The following is a 17,615-nucleotide window of genomic DNA, read 5'->3' on the forward strand; positions in this document are numbered from 1 at the left end:
AAGAAAAATCCTGATTTTTGACAGGATTTTTCTTTTTTTTGTAGAATGAATTAGGCGTATAGTTTAAAAAGGCAGGAAAAGTATAATGAAAGAAAAATTTGAGGAGTTTTGGAAAGAACCAAAGCATAAAGTTTTGGTTTTAATTCTTGTAGTTTTGCTCGCTTATTTATCTGTGGAGGGTCTACTAAATAAAAATGTTGAAGTTGTTAACGTAGGGCAAAATAATTTAATAGCAACGGATGCGAAAAGTCAAAATAAGTTGGCGTCTACAACGATGCATGAGGTAGATATGCAAAAAGCAAATTTGCAGGAAGTCACGGATAATACGAAAGTGCCTAAGCGCAATCCGTTTGAAGTACCGGTTGCATATAGGGAGGTCAAGCCGATGCTGAGTCCGGAGGGGAAAAGTGGTGCACCTCTAAACGAACAAGCCCAAAATCCTGCACCAGTTAATCATGAAAAACCAATTGCTAAAGGGCTTATTGGGACTTCCGACCAATCAATTGCTATTTTAGAATATAATACGGAACGGAAGCAATGTATGGTTGGAGAATATATAGGACCTTATAAGGTAGCTGGTATGTATTCTGATTTGGTAACTCTAGAAGGGCCGGAAGGCACGATATCTTTAAAGGTGGGACAATGATGTTTTTGCAAAAAAAAATGTTTGCGTTGGTTTTTGTTCTTGTTTTTAGTCTGATGGGGGTAGTTCAGGCTGGACCACAGGTATCTTTAAATGTAGTTGATACGGATGTACGTGATGTGCTTAATTCATTGGCGCGTTTAGGTAATGCGAATATTGTGACTGATGGCGATATAAAAGGAAATATCACGATACAGATTCATTCACTTGATTTTGATTCTGCGCTAGATTTAGTAACAAAGATGAAGGGGCTTACCTATCATAAAGCGGGGGATGTTATCTTAGTTGGTCCGAAAGATAATATGAGCTCTAATTTCGGCTCTATGCATATTTTTCAATTGAAATATGCAAATCCAAGTACTGTAATTTCGGCAGCTTCTTTAGCTTTAGGATATACAGAAAGTAATGCGAAGACTCCTGCAAGCACTTCGAGCAGTGACTCTGTCTCAACTTCCGGAACTGATGGTATTGCTACGACAAAGGTAATCGATCGTGCAAAGGAAGAGTCAAACCTTGTTCAAGTGAATAACGGGATTACCAATCGTCTATCTATAGATAAGGCAACAAATTCTTTATTATTTTATGGCACGGATGAAGAGGCAAATAAAATTGCACAAATGCTAACATCTATTGATATTCCATATCAACAAGTATCTGTAGAGGCAGAAATTGTTGCAATTAATAAAGATGCATCAAAAAATCTTGGAATTGAGTGGAATTGGTCATCCTTGCCTCAATATCCAGAATATGAAACGGAATATAAAACTTTGACTAATAGCTATACCGATAGTAGTGGAAAGGAATATCAATTTTCTACGCAAGTCCCAAAACAGACGATTACACGTAAATGGGGAGCTAGTGACGGACAATTGGCTGGAGGGATAGTTAGTTTTGGACGTACACCGGAAGGACATTCGTATGAATTTTATTATTCGGCAACGATTAATGCATTAGTTACTGATGGAAAAGCAAATATTTTAGCTCGTCCCAATATACAGACGATGAATGGAAGAGAAGCGGTTATTAATATTGGTGGACAGATTCCGATTTCAACAGTGACAATGAATGATAACACATCTACGACTAGTATTGAATATAAAGACACTGGTATTATCTTACGTTATACACCGCAGATTAACCCAGATGGATATATTACAGCAAATGTATATACGGAAGTAAGTTCACCGGTTTATGTAGAAGATTTGAAAGCGTATCGATTTAATAAACGTTCTGCTGATACTGTAGTCAGGTTAAAAGATGGAGAAACGATGGTGATTGGTGGGCTTATTGGCAGTGAAGAAAGCAAATCCTATAGTAAAATACCATTCTTAGGCGATTTGCCGATACTAGGTAAATTTTTTAGCAATCATAACAATACAAAAAATGAATCAGAAGTAATGATTTTCTTAACAGCACGTATTATCAAATAGGATGTGGTATAGAGATGAAAATAAGGGTATTGATTGCAGATGATCATTTGCTCTTGCGGCAAGGAATTCGAAAAGTACTTGAGCTAGAACCTGATTTTGAGGTTGTTGACGAAGCAATAAATGGACAAGAGGCATTATCGAAAACATTGATATTAGAACCAGATATTTTATTATTAGATTTAAATATGCCGATGTTAAATGGTGTAGAAGTTGCTAGGCAGTTAAAATCAGCGAAGGCAAAGACAAAGATTATTGTTTTGACTATGCACGATGATGACAATTATGTCATAGAGTTATTGAGAAGTGGTGCAGCGGGATATTTATTAAAAGATGTGGAACCATCTATTTTAATTAAAGCGATTCGCATGGTGAAAAATGGAGAATCGTTTATATATCCTGAAGCAGCAGAAAGCCTTTTTGGTGTAACGCAGTGTTCAGGAAATATTGGCGCACAGGCAGAGCAAATTTGGCGTGAACGCCGTAGTGAGCGATTAACGGCACGGGAATTAGATGTTTTACGCTGTATAGCGCAAGGCTTTAGCAATCAAGATATCGCGAAGACGTTATTTGTTAGTGAGAAAACAGTAAAGAATCATTTAACAAATATTTTTCGTAAAATTAATGTCAATGATCGTACGCAGGCTTTGTTATATGTACTAAAAAATAAAATTATGACGTTGGAATAAAAAGAGACTCCTAATGGCGATACTTGCTATAGGGAGTCTCTTTTTTATAAATTTATGAATTAAATTCAACTTTTTTTGAAAATAGGATAGAAAAACGTTTAAAAAAGCGCTATGATAATAGATATGTTATTTTTTAATAGGGAAAGGGTGGCAGTATGGCTTCCTATCCGATCAATCTTAATTTAAAAGATCGATTATGTATTGTTATAGGTGGTGGGCGTGTTGCTTGGCGAAAAGTCAATACGCTTTTAGATACAGGTGCAAAGCTGCGTATCGTTAGTCCGCATGTTATTGAGGAGTTAACGGAGCTAATTAGATTAAACAAAATTGAATATTATCAAAAATTTTATGAAAAAAAAGATATCATGGGAGCTTTTTTAGTGATTTGTGCAACGGACAATAAACAAGTAAATGCTTTGATAGGAGAAGATGCACAAAAAAATGGTGCACTTGTTAATGTTGTGGATGATAGTTATCCGAGCGATTTTACGGTTCCTGCGCAGATAAAGCAAGGGGATTTGTTGCTTACTGTATCAACGAGTGGGAAAAGTCCGGAGATATCACGGCAACTTAGAATGGAACTTGAATCCACATATGGTCGTAAGTCTTATGCGGATTTTATTACGTTAGTTGCTTCTTTTCGTGAAAAATTAAAACACATGGATATACCGTCTCGTCAGCGTGAGTTATTTTGGCGGCAGATGATAAATCGCGAAGTATTAGAATTCGTGCGAAATGGTGAAATTAGCATTGTGGAGGCAAGATTTAAAAATGCAATTAGTAGTTTTAGGGCTGAATCATAAAACCGCGCCGGTTGATGTAAGAGAACGTTTTTCATTTTCAGAAGATCAAGTGCGATTAGGATTGCGTAATATGGATCTTTATGAAGGCATTAATGAAGCTGTTATTATTTCGACGTGCAATCGTACAGAAATGTATGCAGTTGTTGATGATTCAGATGATGGATTACCGGTATTGAAAGAGTTTTTTTATGATATGGCAAGTAGTGATGAAAATATTGATGAGTACTTATTTTTTTATGAAAATGATGAATGCATTCGTCACTTGTTTCGTGTAGCAGCAAGTTTAGATTCCCTGGTCATTGGTGAGGGGCAGATATTAAGTCAGGTAAAGAAAAGTTATGCGATTGCGCGAGAAATGGGCATGGCGAGTACCGTAATTAATACGTTATTTCATCGTGCGATTGCTGTCGGTAAGCGCGTTCGCACGGAAACGCGAATTGCCTACAGCGCAGTGTCTGTGAGTTATGCGGCAGTTGAACTCGCAAAAAATGTGATTGGAGATTTGGCGAAAGTTAATGTTCTTTTACTAGGCGCTGGGCAAATGGGTGAATTAACAGCCAGACACTTGGCTGATGCAGGTGTAAATCAAGTTTTGGTAGCAAATCGCCGTTATGAGCGAGCCGTTGAACTAGCAGCTCAATTTAATGGACGAGCTGTTGAATTTGATAAATTTATGACTGAAGCACTTGATACGGATATCGTAATTACCTCTACTGGAGCACCACATTATGTGGTGAAGAAATGGGAAACTTCGCAGTTGATGAAAAAACGTAAGGGACGACCGCTAATTTTTATCGATATTGCAGTACCACGTGATGTTGAGCCAGAGGTTGCGAATTTAAATGGTGTTGAACTATATAATATTGATGATTTGGAAGCTGTAGTGGATTCTAATATAAAAATTCGTGAGCAGGAAGCAAAAGAGGCAGAGCGTATTGTAGAAGAGGAAGTTGTTGAACTTGTAAATAAATTTCGTTATTTGTCTTTCCGACCAGTGATGGCTCTTTTAACGGATAAAGCAAATCGGATTCGTGAACGTGAAGTGAAACGAGCAATGAGCAAATTTGAAGATATTACACCTGAAGAACGCAGGATTGTTGAAAATATGTCAAAGATGATTATTCGTAAATTACTGCGTGAGCCGATGGTGCGGATGAATAGTGCTGCAGGAACGGGACATGAGCAGTATTATATGAAAGCAATGAGCGATTTATTTAAATTAGATACAATAGGGGAGAGTCGTAAAATTGAGAAAATCAGTAGTTATCGGTACGCGCGGCAGTAAGTTAGCGCTTTGGCAGGCAAATTACATCGCCGATTGTTTAAGAAAGCAGTATCCGGATTTGACGGTTGAGCTAAAGCAAATCACAACGATGGGAGATAAGATTCTTGATGTGCCGTTGGCGAAAATCGGTGGCAAGGGTTTGTTTACAAAAGAGTTAGAGAATGAAATGTTATCTGGGACGATTGATTTGGCAGTGCATAGTTTAAAAGATATGCCAACAGAGCTTCCAGAAGGTCTTACTTTAGCTGCAATTACTGAACGCATAGCTTCTGGTGATGCGCTTGTGAGCAATCATTTTTCATCGCTTCAGGCATTGCCCAAAGGTGCTAGAGTCGGAACTTCAAGCTTGCGTAGAAAAGCACAGCTTTTAGCATACCGACCGGATTTAATTATTTCTGATTTAAGAGGAAATGTAGATACGCGGCTTAAAAAACTTGATGATGGCGAATTTGATGCTATTGTTTTAGCTGCAGCGGGATTAAAGCGTTTAGGTTGGGAGAAAAGAATTGCAGAAATTCTTGACACGAAGGTTTGTTTACCTGCGGTTGGCCAGGGGGCATTAGCAATTGAGACGCGTGCAGATGATCAAACTATTTTAGATTTATTAGCCTTTCTAAATGACGAAGAAACGCGTGTGACGACAACAGCGGAACGAGCTTTTTTACGTACGGTAGAAGGCGGCTGCCAAGTTCCAGTTGGTGTCTATGGAACGGTGGTTGGTGAAAATCAAATGCAAGTAGAGGCATTGATTGCAAGCCTTGATGGCAAGGTTGTTGTACGTGATACATTGCGAGGATCGTTTGCAGATGCAGAAATATTGGGGATACGTTTAGCGAAGAGCTTATTAGCGCGTGGCGGGCGCGAAATTATGATTAGCGTAGGCTGTATGGTATAAAGTAAGACTTGATTCAGGAGGATGAGACATGGCTGGAATGGTTTATTTAGTGGGTGCAGGACCTGGAGATTATAAATTAATTAGTATGAAAGCATGTGAATGCATACAGAAAGCCGATACGATTGTTTATGATCGCTTGGCGGATGATCGCTTACTTTCTTATGCACGTAAAGATGTTGAACTTATTTATGTAGGAAAAGCATCGAGCAATCATACGATGAAGCAGGAAGACATTAATCAATTGCTCGTGGATAAAGCAAAAGAGGGCAAAATTGTTACACGATTAAAGGGCGGAGATCCTTTTGTATTTGGCAGAGGCGGCGAAGAGGCTTTATTACTGGAAGAAAATCATTTGCCGTTTGAAGTCGTACCAGGGATTACTTCGGCGATTTCAGTTCCGGCATATGCAGGGATTCCAGTAACGCATCGTGGCATTGCAACGTCGTTTGCCGTGGTAACGGGGCATGAAGATCCGACGAAAGCAAAATCCAATATGCGTTGGGAGAAGTTAGCGACAGCTGTAGACACATTGGTATTTTTAATGGGAGTAGAAAATTTACCGCATATTACATCAAAGTTGATTGAAAATGGACGCAGTGCAGATACACCAGCGGCAGTGATTCGCTGGGGAACTAAGCTTGATCAGCGTACATTAATTACAACGGTCGGAAAAGCGGCGGAAGATGTAAAGCTAAATGATATTAAACCACCTGCAATATTTATTGTCGGTGATGTAGTGAATTTACGCGAAAAATTAGCGTGGTTTGATAACAAACCGCTGTTTGGTAAGACGGTATTAGTTACTAGAGCACGCGAACAAGCAAGCTTACTTACCGGCAAATTAGAAGAGTTAGGTGCAAGATGCATTGAAGCTCCAGCAATTCGCATTGTAGAACCTGATACTTATGAAGCAATGGATACGGCGATTGAGAATTTAAGCGATTATCAATGGCTCATTTTTACGAGTACAAATGGTGTGGAAAGATTTTTTAACCGTTTAAATAGCAAGCAGCTAGATGCTAGAGCGATTCGAGGTAAAGTAGCAGCCATTGGAGTTTCTACGGCAAATGCTTTACGCAGTTATGGTGTTTTAGCTGATTTGATTCCAGTGGAGTTCCGTGCCGAAGGCATCGTTGAACTTATGCAGGATATGGTAAAACCGGGCGATAAAATTTTGATTCCTCGCGCAAAAGTTGCCAGAGAAATTTTGCCGCAAAAATTACGTGAACTTGGAGCGATAGTTGATGTCGTAACTGCTTATCAAACGGTAAGCGGTGATGTAGACAAAGACGCGTTAAAAGCAATGTTTGTAAATAATGAAATAGATTTAGTTACGTTTACAAGTTCTTCTACCGTAACAAATTTACTTGATATTTTAGGTGAAGATGGTGCGAAAATGATTTCTAGTGTAAAGACAGCTTGTATTGGCCCAATTACAATGCTGACTTGTGAAGATCATAAAATTACACCAACGATTGTTGCCGAAGAATATACAATTTCTGGGCTTGTTGAATCCATTAAAAAAATGTTCAAAATATAATAAATACCCTATGACTAAACGATGGTCATAGGGTATTTCACTAGGATTATTGCATTTCTATGGATTACTGGGTATAATTTTTTAGATGAAGGTTTTTAGATATAAATTTAAAATTTCTATATAGGGGATGACGTAAATGAAACAGACATTGAGACCGCGTCGAATGCGTATTTCGGAAGGGGTTCGCAGTTTGGTTCGTGAAACTTCTTTATCAGTAAAAGATTTTGTTTATCCAATTTTCGTTGTACCAGGGGAAAAAGTCAAAGAAGAAATTTCCTCTTTGCCAGGTTGCTATCATTTATCAGTGGATGAAGCGCTAAAGGTAGCAGAGGAAGTCGTAAGCCTTGGCATTCCATCAGTTGAGGTGTTTGGATTGCCAGCATATAAAGATGAAATAGGTTCAAGTGCGTGGGACATGACAAGTCCTGTGCAACAGGCGATAAAAGCAATCAAAGAAAAATTTCCAGAGCTTGTGATTATTGGCGATGTTTGTTTATGTCAGTATACAAGTCATGGTCATTGCGGACAGTTATGCGGACAATATGTGGATAATGATGAAACCTTGAAGCTATTGGCGAAGGTTGCAGTAAGTCAAGCTAAGGCTGGTGCGGATATGGTTGCGCCATCTGATATGATGGATGGCAGGGTTGCAGCAATTCGTCAGGCTCTTGATGAATCAGGGTACCAAAATGTATCGATTATGTCTTATGCGGTAAAATATGCTTCGGCTTATTATGGACCGTTTAGAGATGCAGCGCATAGTACACCGCAATTTGGTGATCGTCGTTCTTACCAAATGGATCCGGCAAATTCGCGTGAAGCGTTAAAAGAAGTAGCACTTGATACGGCAGAAGGTGCAGATATTATTATGGTTAAACCAGCGTTATCATACCTTGATATCGTTCGTCAGGTACGTGGTACTACGCATTTGCCAGTAGCCGTATATAATGTAAGTGGTGAATATGCAATGGTGAAAGCGGCGGCTGCAAATGGTTGGATTGATGAAAAGCGAATCGTACTAGAAACATTATTGAGTATGAAACGTGCCGGCGCGGACATGATTATTACATACCATGCATTAGATGCAGCGCGCTGGTTAGCTGAAAAATAGGAGGCTGAGGAAAGATGGCTTTAAATTTAGAAAAATCCGCAGCAGCATTTGCTGAGGCAAAACAATATATCCCTGGTGGAGTAAATAGTCCGGTCCGTTCTTTTCGTAATGTTGGTGGCACTCCGCCGTTTATTACGAAAGCAAAAGGCAGCAGGATTTATGATATTGATGGCAATGAATATATTGATTATATCGGTTCATGGGGCCCAATGATTGTTGGACATGCTAATGATGAAGTCGTAGCTGCACTAAAAGAAGCAGTTGATCGTGGGACAAGTTATGGTGCACCAACTTTGCTTGAAACGGAATTAGCAAAGTTAATTAATCAGATTATGCCATCGATGGAATTGATTCGCATGGTGAACTCCGGAACAGAAGCGACGATGAGTGCGCTTCGCTTAGCAAGAGGCTATACTGGTCGCGATAAAATTGTAAAATTTGAAGGCTGTTATCACGGGCATCATGATAGTTTACTGGTAAAAGCAGGTTCTGGTGCGGCGACTTTTGGTGTACCTGATAGTCCTGGTGTTCCTTCTAGTATTGCGAATAATACGTTGACGATTCCATATAACGATATTGATGCTGCAGAAAAAATTTTTAGTGAGGTTGGCAGTGAAATTGCGGCAGTCATTATTGAACCGGTTGCCGGGAATATGGGATTAGTATTACCTCGCCAAGGATATTTACGTAAATTGCGTGAAATTACCACGAAATATGGTGCGCTATTAATTTTTGATGAGGTAATGTGTGGTTTTAGAGCTGCGCTTGGCGGAGCGCAAGCGGCTTATGGGATTACGCCTGATTTAACTTGTTTAGGCAAAATTATTGGTGGTGGTCTTCCAGTTGGGGCTTATGGTGGTAGACGTGATATCATGGAACAGATTTCACCGGCTGGACCAATTTATCAGGCAGGTACACTTAGTGGCAATCCACTTGCGATGACCGCAGGAATTGCAACGATGAAAATTATTTCTCGTGAACCTGAATATAAACAACCTGACTATAGTCGTCGGTTAACGATTAAGACAAAACAGTTGACAACGGGTATGGAAGAAATGGTGAAAAAAGCAGGGCTTAAATTGCAATTCCATCAAGCTGGTTCAATGTTTGGCTTATTCTTTAATGAAAATGAAGTATATGATTATGCGACATCGGCGCAGTCTGATCAAGAAGCATATAAAATTTATTTCCATAGTATGTTAGAGCAAGGAATTTATTTAGCGCCGTCTCAATTTGAAACAGCATTTATGTCTGGTGCACATACAGAGGAAGATATTCAAAAAACAATTGTAGCGAGTGAAGTGGCTTTTGCAAAAGTTGCAGCGTGGAAAAAGTAAAAAGAACTTAACAAAAGAAGCAGACTCATTTTGAGTCTGCTTCTTTTATCCTTTTAATGGGGTTGTAATTACTTCGATATTATCGCCGCTTTTTACAGGTGTTATATATTCGGCTGGTTGATTGTTGAGTAAAATTTCTACACTGACTTTGCTAAAGGCGCTAGGTGCTTTATAGCCGACAGTGAATAAAATGTCGCTAAGTATTGGCGTCCCTTTATCTATTAGCTCATAAGTAATTTCAGCGCCATCTTTTGCAACGTCATCGAGAAGTGCATTATTTCCATTCATTTTTATGGTATAATGACTCGTTGGAATAAAATGTTTTTTCTTATTAAAATATATGTAGATTCCCTTATCAATCGTTTCGAGTTGAAGGACTTTACCTAATTGGGGGACTTTCGGTTCGATTAAAGTAATTTCATCATTTGGTTCAATTGGATGTGATACTGTTGCCGGCTCATCATTTACGAGTATCGTCGTCGATACGCTATGTTGAGTTTTAACCCCATTTACTGTATAGGTAAATCGATGGGGTTGCGGAGAATAACCTACGCTTACAAGTATTTCACCCAAATTTTTCAAATTGCGATAGGTAACGATATCACGGTCTTTTAATTGCTGATCTAATTTGGCAGGTTTATCATTTACTAAGAGAATTGGTGATACAGTGTAATTTTCATTATTAATCAAAACGCTCATATCTTCTGCTGGTTCTACGACATCTTTTAAATACACAGTAGGTGCTTTACCATTAATTCCGCACACTACAGATATTTTATCCCCATCTTTAATTTCCGTATCTAATGTTGTTTTCTCGTTATTTAAAAGTAATTCAGCTGCTGTTCCCATTGTGCCAGGAATAAATTTTGTTTGTTTATTGATAGTAACGGTAATCGCAAGACCGGGTTTACCATTTAAGTCTTTTAGGCCAATGCCAGCAGCAAGTAATGCATCTGAGAGGGTTAGTTTTCCAATATTAAATAGACGATAAGGGGTATTGTTTACATGTACTGTAATAAAATGCAAACTTTGAGAAGCTGCTACTTTTAAAATCCCAAGTGGGGTTACGTTATCCGGCTGTTTTAACTCATCGGGAAACTCCATTCCATGAATTGTATCGGGTCGCCGTACGGCAACTCTTGGGGCAGGAATTTCTAACGCTTGTGCGAGCATTTCTGGTAAAAGCGGGGTTAAGGACCCACCACCAACTAATAATACAGCTTGGGGTGATTCTTTATTTAATGCAATGATTTGGTTGGCAATAGCCTGTGCCAGTTCACCGACATTCGGCTTAACTTGTTCAACGATTTCCGTAGGTGACAAATTGTATTCAATTCCAAGAATATCTGAAAAAGTGATTGTAGTTTCCGTGGATGTTTTTTGCATAGTTAATTCGCGTTTAATTCTTTCGGCGACATTGAAATCTAAGAGATACGCTTGCGAAAGTGCTTCTGTAATTTCATCTCCGGCAAGTGGAACCATGCCGTAACCAATAATCGTACCATTTTTTGTTATCGCAACGTCGGAGGTGCCTGCACCAATATCTACGAGAACTAGATTTAAATGGCGCATTGTTGGTGGGATTAATACGTTAATCGCAGCAATTGGTTCTAAGGTTAATGCTGACATCTCTAAATTGGCCGCTATTAGTGCCGATTGCATTGAGTCGATAACTTGGCGAGGCAAAAACGTTGCAATTACTTCTATATGTGCTTTTTTCCCGCGTTGTCCTACTAATGTTTTTAAAGGAACGTTATCAAGCTTATAGGTTATGGTGCTATAGCCGACACAATAATATAATGTCGGATCGTCTACTGTATTAGAAGTAGCAAGTTTTTTTTGTGCGGCTTGAATGGCGGAAAGTTCTAAGGTGCGTTCATTTTCTGGAGTGATGATTTCTGATATTTCCATTTCTGCTTCGGCAGTAATCGTATAGAGTGCACGCCCTGCTGCTGCAACCGCAGCATGATTTAGTGTTCCAACGCGATCTTCAAGTTTTAATTTTACTTCTTCTAGTATTGCAGCAACTTCGGGGACATCGTGAATTTGACCATCTAGCATTGCTCTGGTATTATGTTCTTTACGTTCTGCTGCAATAATTTTTATATCTTTACCGATTTTTTCGGCTACGATGCCAATGACACTTCGTGTTCCAATATCTAGTGAAAATAATAGATTTTTATTCATAGGTGAGCTCCTTTATCTAAAGTAAAAAATAAAGTAAGAGTTGACTCAAGTGGAATTTTTACTCTATTTGAGTTCTGGTTATCAGGTAACAATGGATTATTTCGAGAATTTGTGTGATTATTCCTTTGATTTTTAGCAAAATATATAATATTATTAGTAATTGATTTTGATTTTATTGTTTTATACTGTATTTTGCTGTGGAAATTTAGTACAATATAAATATGAATGTTTAACTGGAAGTTTATACTTTCAACTGAAAAATAAAAAAAGAGATAGTAGGCCTTTGGGTTTGAAGGCTGATAAATTGAAAAAGCAATATATTGGGATGTTGTTTTTGAGGAGGATTGTCGTGAATAATATTCATGTAGTTTTAGATAGTACTGCGAGAATTCCAGCAGAATTATTGAAACAACATAAAAACTTGCATAAAGTATCTTTAAAAATTAGAGTTGCCGATAAAGAGTGGAATGAAGATGAATTACCATATCAGCAGTTATTTGCTGAGTTAGATAAAGCGAAGACAATGCCACAAACTTCACAACCTCCACTTGGTGAGTTTGTAGAGTTATTTCAAAAGCTTGTTGATGAAGATGCAGAAGTCATCGTAATTACTGTTTCTGGAGCGCTCAGTGGTACAGCCGAAGGGGCACGAACTGCGGCGCGCAGTGTAGATGCGAAAAAAATTCATGTCATTGATTCGGAAACTGCCGATATTGGTCAGCTAGGAATAGCAGAAGCTGCACTTCAAATGATTGCAGAGGGGCTTGATTGTGTAGAAATTGTTCAAGGTCTAAAAGATAGAGTAAGAGCTACGCATACGATGATTTTACCTGATTCTTTGGAACATTTGCATAAAGGTGGTAGAATTGGCGGTGCCGCAACATTGCTTGGTACAATTTTGCAAATTAAACCAGTACTTTATTTAACCGAAGGAAAAATTTCGGTTTTAGATAAAGTAAGAACACGCAAACGTGCTATGAATCGAATGATTGATGAAATCGCAAAGTGTGAACGTATTGAATATGTTGGTGTAGTTCATGCTGGAGCATCTGAAGAAGATTGTTTAGAATTAAAAAAACGTGTACAGGAATTATATCCATATATGAAAGTTACGTTAACGGAGACTAGTTCAGTAGTAGCTGCACATACAGGGCCAAAAGCGTTAGCACTAATATATCAGGAAAAGTTATAGGAAGGAGTGCAATCGATTGGCGGGAAATAAAGAGATTATTACCGGTAATGATTTTAAATGCATGATTGCAGGTGCGTATAATGCATTTTCATTAGAACATGAAAATATTAATCGTTTAAATGTATTTCCAGTACCGGATGGCGATACGGGAACAAATATGCTTCGAACCTTGGGAGCAGTTGCAAGAGCTGTAGCTGAAGCGTCAGAAACTTCTATTGGAGAATTGAGTAAAAAAGCAGCTACAAGTGCGATTATGGGAGCGAGAGGAAATTCCGGGGTTATTTTATCGCAGATTTTTCGCGGTTTAGCACGTGGGTTGGAAGGAAAAGATACCGTTTGTTCAGCTGGTCTGGGGAAAGCGTTTCAATATGGTGTTTTATATGCATATCGTTCAGTATCTAAACCTGTAGAAGGGACGATTTTGACTGTTGCAAAAGGGATTGCAAAAGGTGCTCATCATGCAGTACGCGCTGATTTGCCTATTATGGAGATATTAAAAGAAGCTGTCGCAGGTGGAAATCGTGAATTAGCAAGAACACCTGACTTATTACCAGCACTTAAAGCTGCAGGTGTGGTTGATGCTGGTGGTAAAGGGCTGATTGTTTTTTTAGAAGGATGCATTGCTGGGTTGGGTGGTGACTTACCGACGGCTCCAGAGGTTACTTTTGAAAAAAGTTTTAAAGCAGCAGCAAAGATGCCAGCGGAAGATTTTGAGATTACACGTCCATATTGTACAGAGTTTATGGTAAAAGATTCTACGGTAAAGGCTGTAGAAGCGCGAAAAGTCTTAATGAAAATGGGAGATTCTCTAGTTGTTGCTGATGGCGGCGAAATACTAAAAATTCATATTCATACAGATAATCCAGGCAAAGTATTGGCACAAGGAATTTCTTGGGGTTCTTTACATGATATTAAAGTGGATAATATGGCAGATCAACATCGTAGTTTGGTTATTGATGAAGAAGCAAAAGAACCTGAGCTAAAGGTAGCTGTAATTAGTGTGGCTGCTGGTGAAGGACTGGCTGAGATTATGAAGGGATTAGGTGCCTCGATTATTATTTCGGGTGGACAGTCGATGAATCCGTCAGTAGAGGAATTTGTTGATGCAATCAATAGTAATATTGCTGAAAAATATATTATTTTACCAAATAACAGCAATATCGTTTTGGCGGCGGCTCAAGTAAAGAAAATGCTTGGGGACCGAGTTGAAATTGTTCCTACAGTAAATACTCCGCAAGGGCTATCTGTGCTCATGGCGTTTGATCCATCATTAGATATTATGGAAAGTGTAAATCATATGACTGAAGCGATGCAAGGTGTACGTGAAGCGGCGATTACACAAGCAGTTCGTGATAGTAAAGTCGATGGTGTTTTAGTAGAAGAAGGCGCTTATCTTGGTGTAATTGGTGGTAAAGTAAAATTATATGGTGATAATATTAATAAAGTGATTGTAGACACCGTTAAAAAAATTTCTGATGACGAATGTGAAGTTGTCAGTTTATATTATGGAAAAAATATTAAGACAGAGGATGCAGAAGCTTTTGCTGAAATGTTAGAAGATATTTTTCCAGATTTAGAAGTTGAGATTTATGCTGGTGGACAGCCACATTATCATTTATTGATTAGCGTTGAATAATAAGATAGGGATGTTGCATTGTAGCGACATCCCTATTCTTCTAATGAATTTTTGGAAAATAAAATTTTTATAATGGAAAGTATTTTATTTTTGGTCATACAATAGAGATAGATAGGAGGAGTGAATATGTTGACGGAACTTTCTATCCATGATTTTTTTACAAAAATGGCTGGGAAAGAAGCTCCAGGTGGTGGAAGCGGAGCGGCAATGACGGGGCTTAATGGTGTATGCTTATTAGAAATGGCAGTCAAAGTATCGAAAGTATCTTTAACAGAAACTGAATTTTCAGGGGCATTAGATGAGCTGACTCGACTACATCAAGAATTGGAAAATTTAATTAATGCAGATGCGGAAGTCTTAGCAAGAGCTCTTCCTGCGTTAACGAGAGTTGGACCAGATGGAAGTCAAGAAGAATGGAATGAAATTTTGTTAGAAGCGGTACATATACCGTTTGAGATTGCACAGGCTTGTATAGATGCATTAGTGGTCGCAAAACAAATGAAGGATAAATTGCACCAAAATGTTGTTTGTGATGCGACCTTTGGTGCGATGAGCTGCAATACGGCATTGCAAGGTGCAGTGCTTTTGGCAGAGCTCAACATATCTTTGTTGCGCGGTGATGCAGAGTTAATGGAAAAATTAAAAATAGACATGATGAATTTTGCAGAGAGAAGTGATATGTTAATCGATGCTATATTGTGTAAATAAAAATAGCAGGAAGAAATCTTCCTGCTATTTTTATTTGGAATCCTAGCTTAATTTATATGTCTAAGCTTTGTCTGTTTGCTCCGGGGCCGTCGTTTGCAATAGCTACAGCCGCTTGTTTAAATGTTTTCATATCGTTGACCATATGCAAACAGGCATCAAGGAGTGTCATGCCGAGGGCTGCTTGGCAGCCTTCATAGAGCGTTGAATCAAGATAAAGATAAGCATTTAGATTTAGAGATTCAATTGCTTCTTTATGAAGTGGTTCAGGTGAAAGAGAAGCGTTAATTAAGTAATTATTAATTTCCTTATTCATGCTTACAGCAATTCGTGCGGCTAATGCAGTAAGTGGCCCGTCAAGCATGATTGCACATTTATTTGCAGCGGCAGCGATGATTGCTCCAGTAATAGCCGCTAATTCCACGTTATCTATATTAGTGAATGACTCTAGGGATTTATTGGCGAATCTATTTGGCACTTGCTGACCATATGGAGTGAGGTTTAAGCTTTCACCAATTCCAAGAATTCTGCTACCTTTTTTAAATTCTTGATCGGCGACTTGCATACCTAATGCTAATGCTTGCCCGCAATTCATTTTACTATTGTCTAGATCAGCAATTGTAAGATTCGCCTTTGTATGTGAAGCAAAGGCGTAAATCAATGAATTTTTAGGTGTAGAAAATAGAAGTATACTTTTTTTCAAATTCTTTGGTTTAGACATTTCAGTTATACCCGCAAGCTGGACAGCTAATTTTTCAAGATGTCCAAGACTGCCAAGCGGTTTTGTAAGATTATCAATATGTAATTGGCACGCTTGCATTGCTTCATTATCTAATGAAGCGGCAATATAACGATCAGGCAATATTTCAGATAACATCTGATCTGGATCAACGATTGTTGTGTTTTCAGGATTAGATTCATGCAGATAGGATTTTATCGTAGCGTCAAGGATTGACATGGCAAGTGCGGCTCCAGTCGCTTCCCCAAAACGAAAATGCATATCAATATATGCTTTTAATTCTAATATTTCGAGGGCTTTGCTATGTGCAGGCTCAGCTGATAGGTGTGAGCCAATTAAGAATTTTTTAGATAGTGGACAAAGACTCGCTGCAATTAAAGCGGCTGCACTTGCATTAAATCCATCGATGACAACAGCAGCACGGTTCGCTGCACAACCGAGGATAACCCCTGCCAAGCAACCAAGTTCAAAACCACCAACTTTTTTCAAAACGTCTAGGCCATCATTTGAATTTGGTTTATTTACCGCTAATCCTTTTTCTACGACTTGGATTTTTTTTAGTAATCGTTCATCAGAAATATTAGTTCCACGACCAGTTGCCTTTTTGGGAGCTAGCTTAGCAAAAGCTGCGACAATTGCTGCACTAGAGGTTGTATTGGCGATGCCCATTTCCCCCAAACAAAAACAACGATAGCCTTCAGCAATTTTTTGCGTGGCAATTTCAATTCCAATTTCAAGTGAACGAATTGCTTCGCTTTCGGTCATTGCAGGGCCTTTTGTAAAGTTTTTTGTGCCGTAATTGATTTTTCTATCAATAAGTCCCTCGATTTTTTCCATAGGCGCAGCAATGCCAACATCGACTACGACTAAATCAGCACCACAATGCAAGGCCATTGCGTTAGCACCTGCACCTTTAGCGACTAAATAATTACGTGTCATTTGTACTGTCGTTTCAACTGGATAGGCACTTACACCTTCCTCAGCGACGCCATGATCTGCACAAGCGACTACCATACATTTTTTTGGTACTGACGGGGTAATCTCATTGGTAATACCGACGTATTTTTGTAATATAGTTTCAAGATAACCAAGGCAGCCTTCAGGTGTAATTAAATTATGGCTAGCCTTTTTTATTTTTGCCATTGCTAAATCATTCAGAGGTGTAACTTTAGCAATTGTACTTTTTAATAAATCCATAATAACCTCACTTTAATTTCTTTAGATGTTACGATTAACTATCGGATAAAAATATAGAAGGTGCAGCCGGTAGACAGTTTGCACCGATTTTTTATGAAAATATAAGTTGTAAATTAGATAAATGAAGGTTGGATTGTATTCACTTTGGTTATTTTCATAAGAAAATTAATCACTACAAATACCTTGAAACTTATTATAACATGGAGATATAGGAGAGTAAACTAATGAA

14 protein-coding genes are annotated in these 17,615 nt (G+C 38.5%); 12 read left to right on the plus strand and 2 right to left on the minus strand.

Features of this window, described 5'->3' with window-relative positions:
- Positions 1-85 precede the first annotated feature (85 nt).
- The 9 genes from P3F81_RS01915 (at position 86) to hemL (ending at position 9,730) form a co-directional block, all read left to right on the plus strand.
- Positions 86-646 carry a hypothetical protein gene (locus tag P3F81_RS01915; RefSeq protein ID WP_147666848.1) on the plus strand — a complete coding sequence of 187 codons (561 nt, stop codon included), beginning with the start codon at positions 86-88 and terminating at the stop codon, positions 644-646.
- Positions 646-2,073 carry a secretin GspD/PilQ domain-containing protein gene (locus P3F81_RS01920; protein WP_309320574.1) on the plus strand — a complete coding sequence of 476 codons (1,428 nt, stop codon included), beginning with the start codon at positions 646-648 and terminating at the stop codon, positions 2,071-2,073. The genes P3F81_RS01915 and P3F81_RS01920 overlap by 1 nt, the downstream gene beginning before the upstream one ends.
- A 14-nt stretch (positions 2,074-2,087) precedes the next feature.
- Positions 2,088-2,759, plus strand: coding sequence for a response regulator (locus P3F81_RS01925; protein WP_147666843.1), 672 nt, complete (start codon positions 2,088-2,090; stop codon positions 2,757-2,759).
- 155 nt (positions 2,760-2,914) lie between these two features.
- A complete protein-coding gene (locus P3F81_RS01930) occupies positions 2,915-3,562 on the plus strand; it encodes a precorrin-2 dehydrogenase/sirohydrochlorin ferrochelatase family protein (protein ID WP_147666841.1) in 648 nt (215 codons plus the stop codon).
- Entirely contained in the window at positions 3,531-4,847 is a 1,317-nt protein-coding gene (hemA, locus tag P3F81_RS01935) for a glutamyl-tRNA reductase (protein ID WP_147666839.1), read from the plus strand. Before P3F81_RS01930 ends, hemA begins: the two co-directional genes overlap by 32 nt.
- The gene (hemC, locus tag P3F81_RS01940; protein ID WP_147666837.1) at positions 4,810-5,742 is read left to right on the plus strand and encodes a hydroxymethylbilane synthase; all 933 of its coding nucleotides are present in this window, start codon (positions 4,810-4,812) and stop codon (positions 5,740-5,742) included. Before hemA ends, hemC begins: the two co-directional genes overlap by 38 nt.
- Before the next feature lie 28 nt (positions 5,743-5,770).
- Complete coding sequence (gene cobA / locus P3F81_RS01945; RefSeq protein ID WP_147666835.1) at positions 5,771-7,282, plus strand: uroporphyrinogen-III C-methyltransferase; 1,512 nt, start codon at positions 5,771-5,773, stop codon at positions 7,280-7,282.
- 136 nt (positions 7,283-7,418) lie between these two features.
- A complete protein-coding gene (gene hemB, locus P3F81_RS01950; RefSeq protein ID WP_147666834.1) occupies positions 7,419-8,393 on the plus strand; it encodes a porphobilinogen synthase in 975 nt (324 codons plus the stop codon).
- Between the two features lie 14 nt (positions 8,394-8,407).
- The gene (hemL, locus tag P3F81_RS01955; RefSeq protein WP_147666833.1) at positions 8,408-9,730 is read left to right on the plus strand and encodes a glutamate-1-semialdehyde 2,1-aminomutase; all 1,323 of its coding nucleotides are present in this window, start codon (positions 8,408-8,410) and stop codon (positions 9,728-9,730) included.
- Between the two features lie 45 nt (positions 9,731-9,775).
- Here hemL and P3F81_RS01960 read toward each other — a convergent pair whose 3' ends face one another.
- Positions 9,776-11,917, minus strand: a complete 2,142-nt coding sequence (locus P3F81_RS01960) for a cell division FtsA domain-containing protein (protein WP_147666832.1) — start codon at positions 11,915-11,917, stop codon at positions 9,776-9,778.
- A gap of 349 nt (positions 11,918-12,266) precedes the next feature.
- Here P3F81_RS01960 and P3F81_RS01965 point away from each other — a divergent pair, with 349 nt between their 5' ends.
- From P3F81_RS01965 to P3F81_RS01975, 3 genes are all read left to right on the plus strand, one after another.
- On the plus strand, positions 12,267-13,109 hold the full coding sequence (locus P3F81_RS01965) for a DegV family protein (RefSeq protein WP_309320576.1): 843 nt from the start codon (positions 12,267-12,269) through the stop codon (positions 13,107-13,109).
- A 16-nt stretch (positions 13,110-13,125) separates the two neighbouring features.
- A complete protein-coding gene (locus tag P3F81_RS01970) occupies positions 13,126-14,745 on the plus strand; it encodes a DAK2 domain-containing protein (protein ID WP_147666830.1) in 1,620 nt (539 codons plus the stop codon).
- 126 nt (positions 14,746-14,871) lie between these two features.
- Positions 14,872-15,453 (plus strand): cyclodeaminase/cyclohydrolase family protein, encoded by a 582-nt coding sequence (locus P3F81_RS01975; RefSeq protein ID WP_147666828.1) that lies wholly within the window; start codon positions 14,872-14,874, stop codon positions 15,451-15,453.
- Positions 15,454-15,505: 52 nt separating this feature from the next.
- Here P3F81_RS01975 and cobT read toward each other — a convergent pair whose 3' ends face one another.
- Entirely contained in the window at positions 15,506-17,386 is a 1,881-nt protein-coding gene (cobT, locus tag P3F81_RS01980) for a nicotinate-nucleotide--dimethylbenzimidazole phosphoribosyltransferase (protein WP_147666826.1), read from the minus strand.
- Between the last annotated feature and the right edge of the window lie 229 nt (positions 17,387-17,615).

Origin of the sequence: Selenobaculum gibii, assembly GCF_030273445.1 — a bacterium.
Classification (GTDB): Bacteria; Bacillota; Negativicutes; order ICN-92133; family ICN-92133; genus Selenobaculum; species Selenobaculum gibii.

Bases quoted from the DNA above. Each gene is read 5' to 3' on its own strand.
- P3F81_RS01925 (WP_147666843.1), top strand. From the start codon at position 2,088: ATGAAAATAAGGGTATTGATTGCAGATGATCATTTGCTCTTGCGGCAA.
- hemL (WP_147666833.1), top strand. From the start codon at position 8,408: ATGGCTTTAAATTTAGAAAAATCCGCAGCAGCATTTGCTGAGGCAAAA.
- P3F81_RS01920 (WP_309320574.1), top strand. From the start codon at position 646: ATGTTTTTGCAAAAAAAAATGTTTGCGTTGGTTTTTGTTCTTGTTTTT.
- cobT (WP_147666826.1), bottom strand. From the start codon at position 17,386: ATGGATTTATTAAAAAGTACAATTGCTAAAGTTACACCTCTGAATGAT.
- hemB (WP_147666834.1), top strand. From the start codon at position 7,419: ATGAAACAGACATTGAGACCGCGTCGAATGCGTATTTCGGAAGGGGTT.
- hemA (WP_147666839.1), top strand. From the start codon at position 3,531: ATGCAATTAGTAGTTTTAGGGCTGAATCATAAAACCGCGCCGGTTGAT.
- P3F81_RS01975 (WP_147666828.1), top strand. From the start codon at position 14,872: ATGTTGACGGAACTTTCTATCCATGATTTTTTTACAAAAATGGCTGGG.
- P3F81_RS01915 (WP_147666848.1), top strand. From the start codon at position 86: ATGAAAGAAAAATTTGAGGAGTTTTGGAAAGAACCAAAGCATAAAGTT.
- cobA (WP_147666835.1), top strand. From the start codon at position 5,771: ATGGCTGGAATGGTTTATTTAGTGGGTGCAGGACCTGGAGATTATAAA.
- P3F81_RS01930 (WP_147666841.1), top strand. From the start codon at position 2,915: ATGGCTTCCTATCCGATCAATCTTAATTTAAAAGATCGATTATGTATT.
- P3F81_RS01960 (WP_147666832.1), bottom strand. From the start codon at position 11,917: ATGAATAAAAATCTATTATTTTCACTAGATATTGGAACACGAAGTGTC.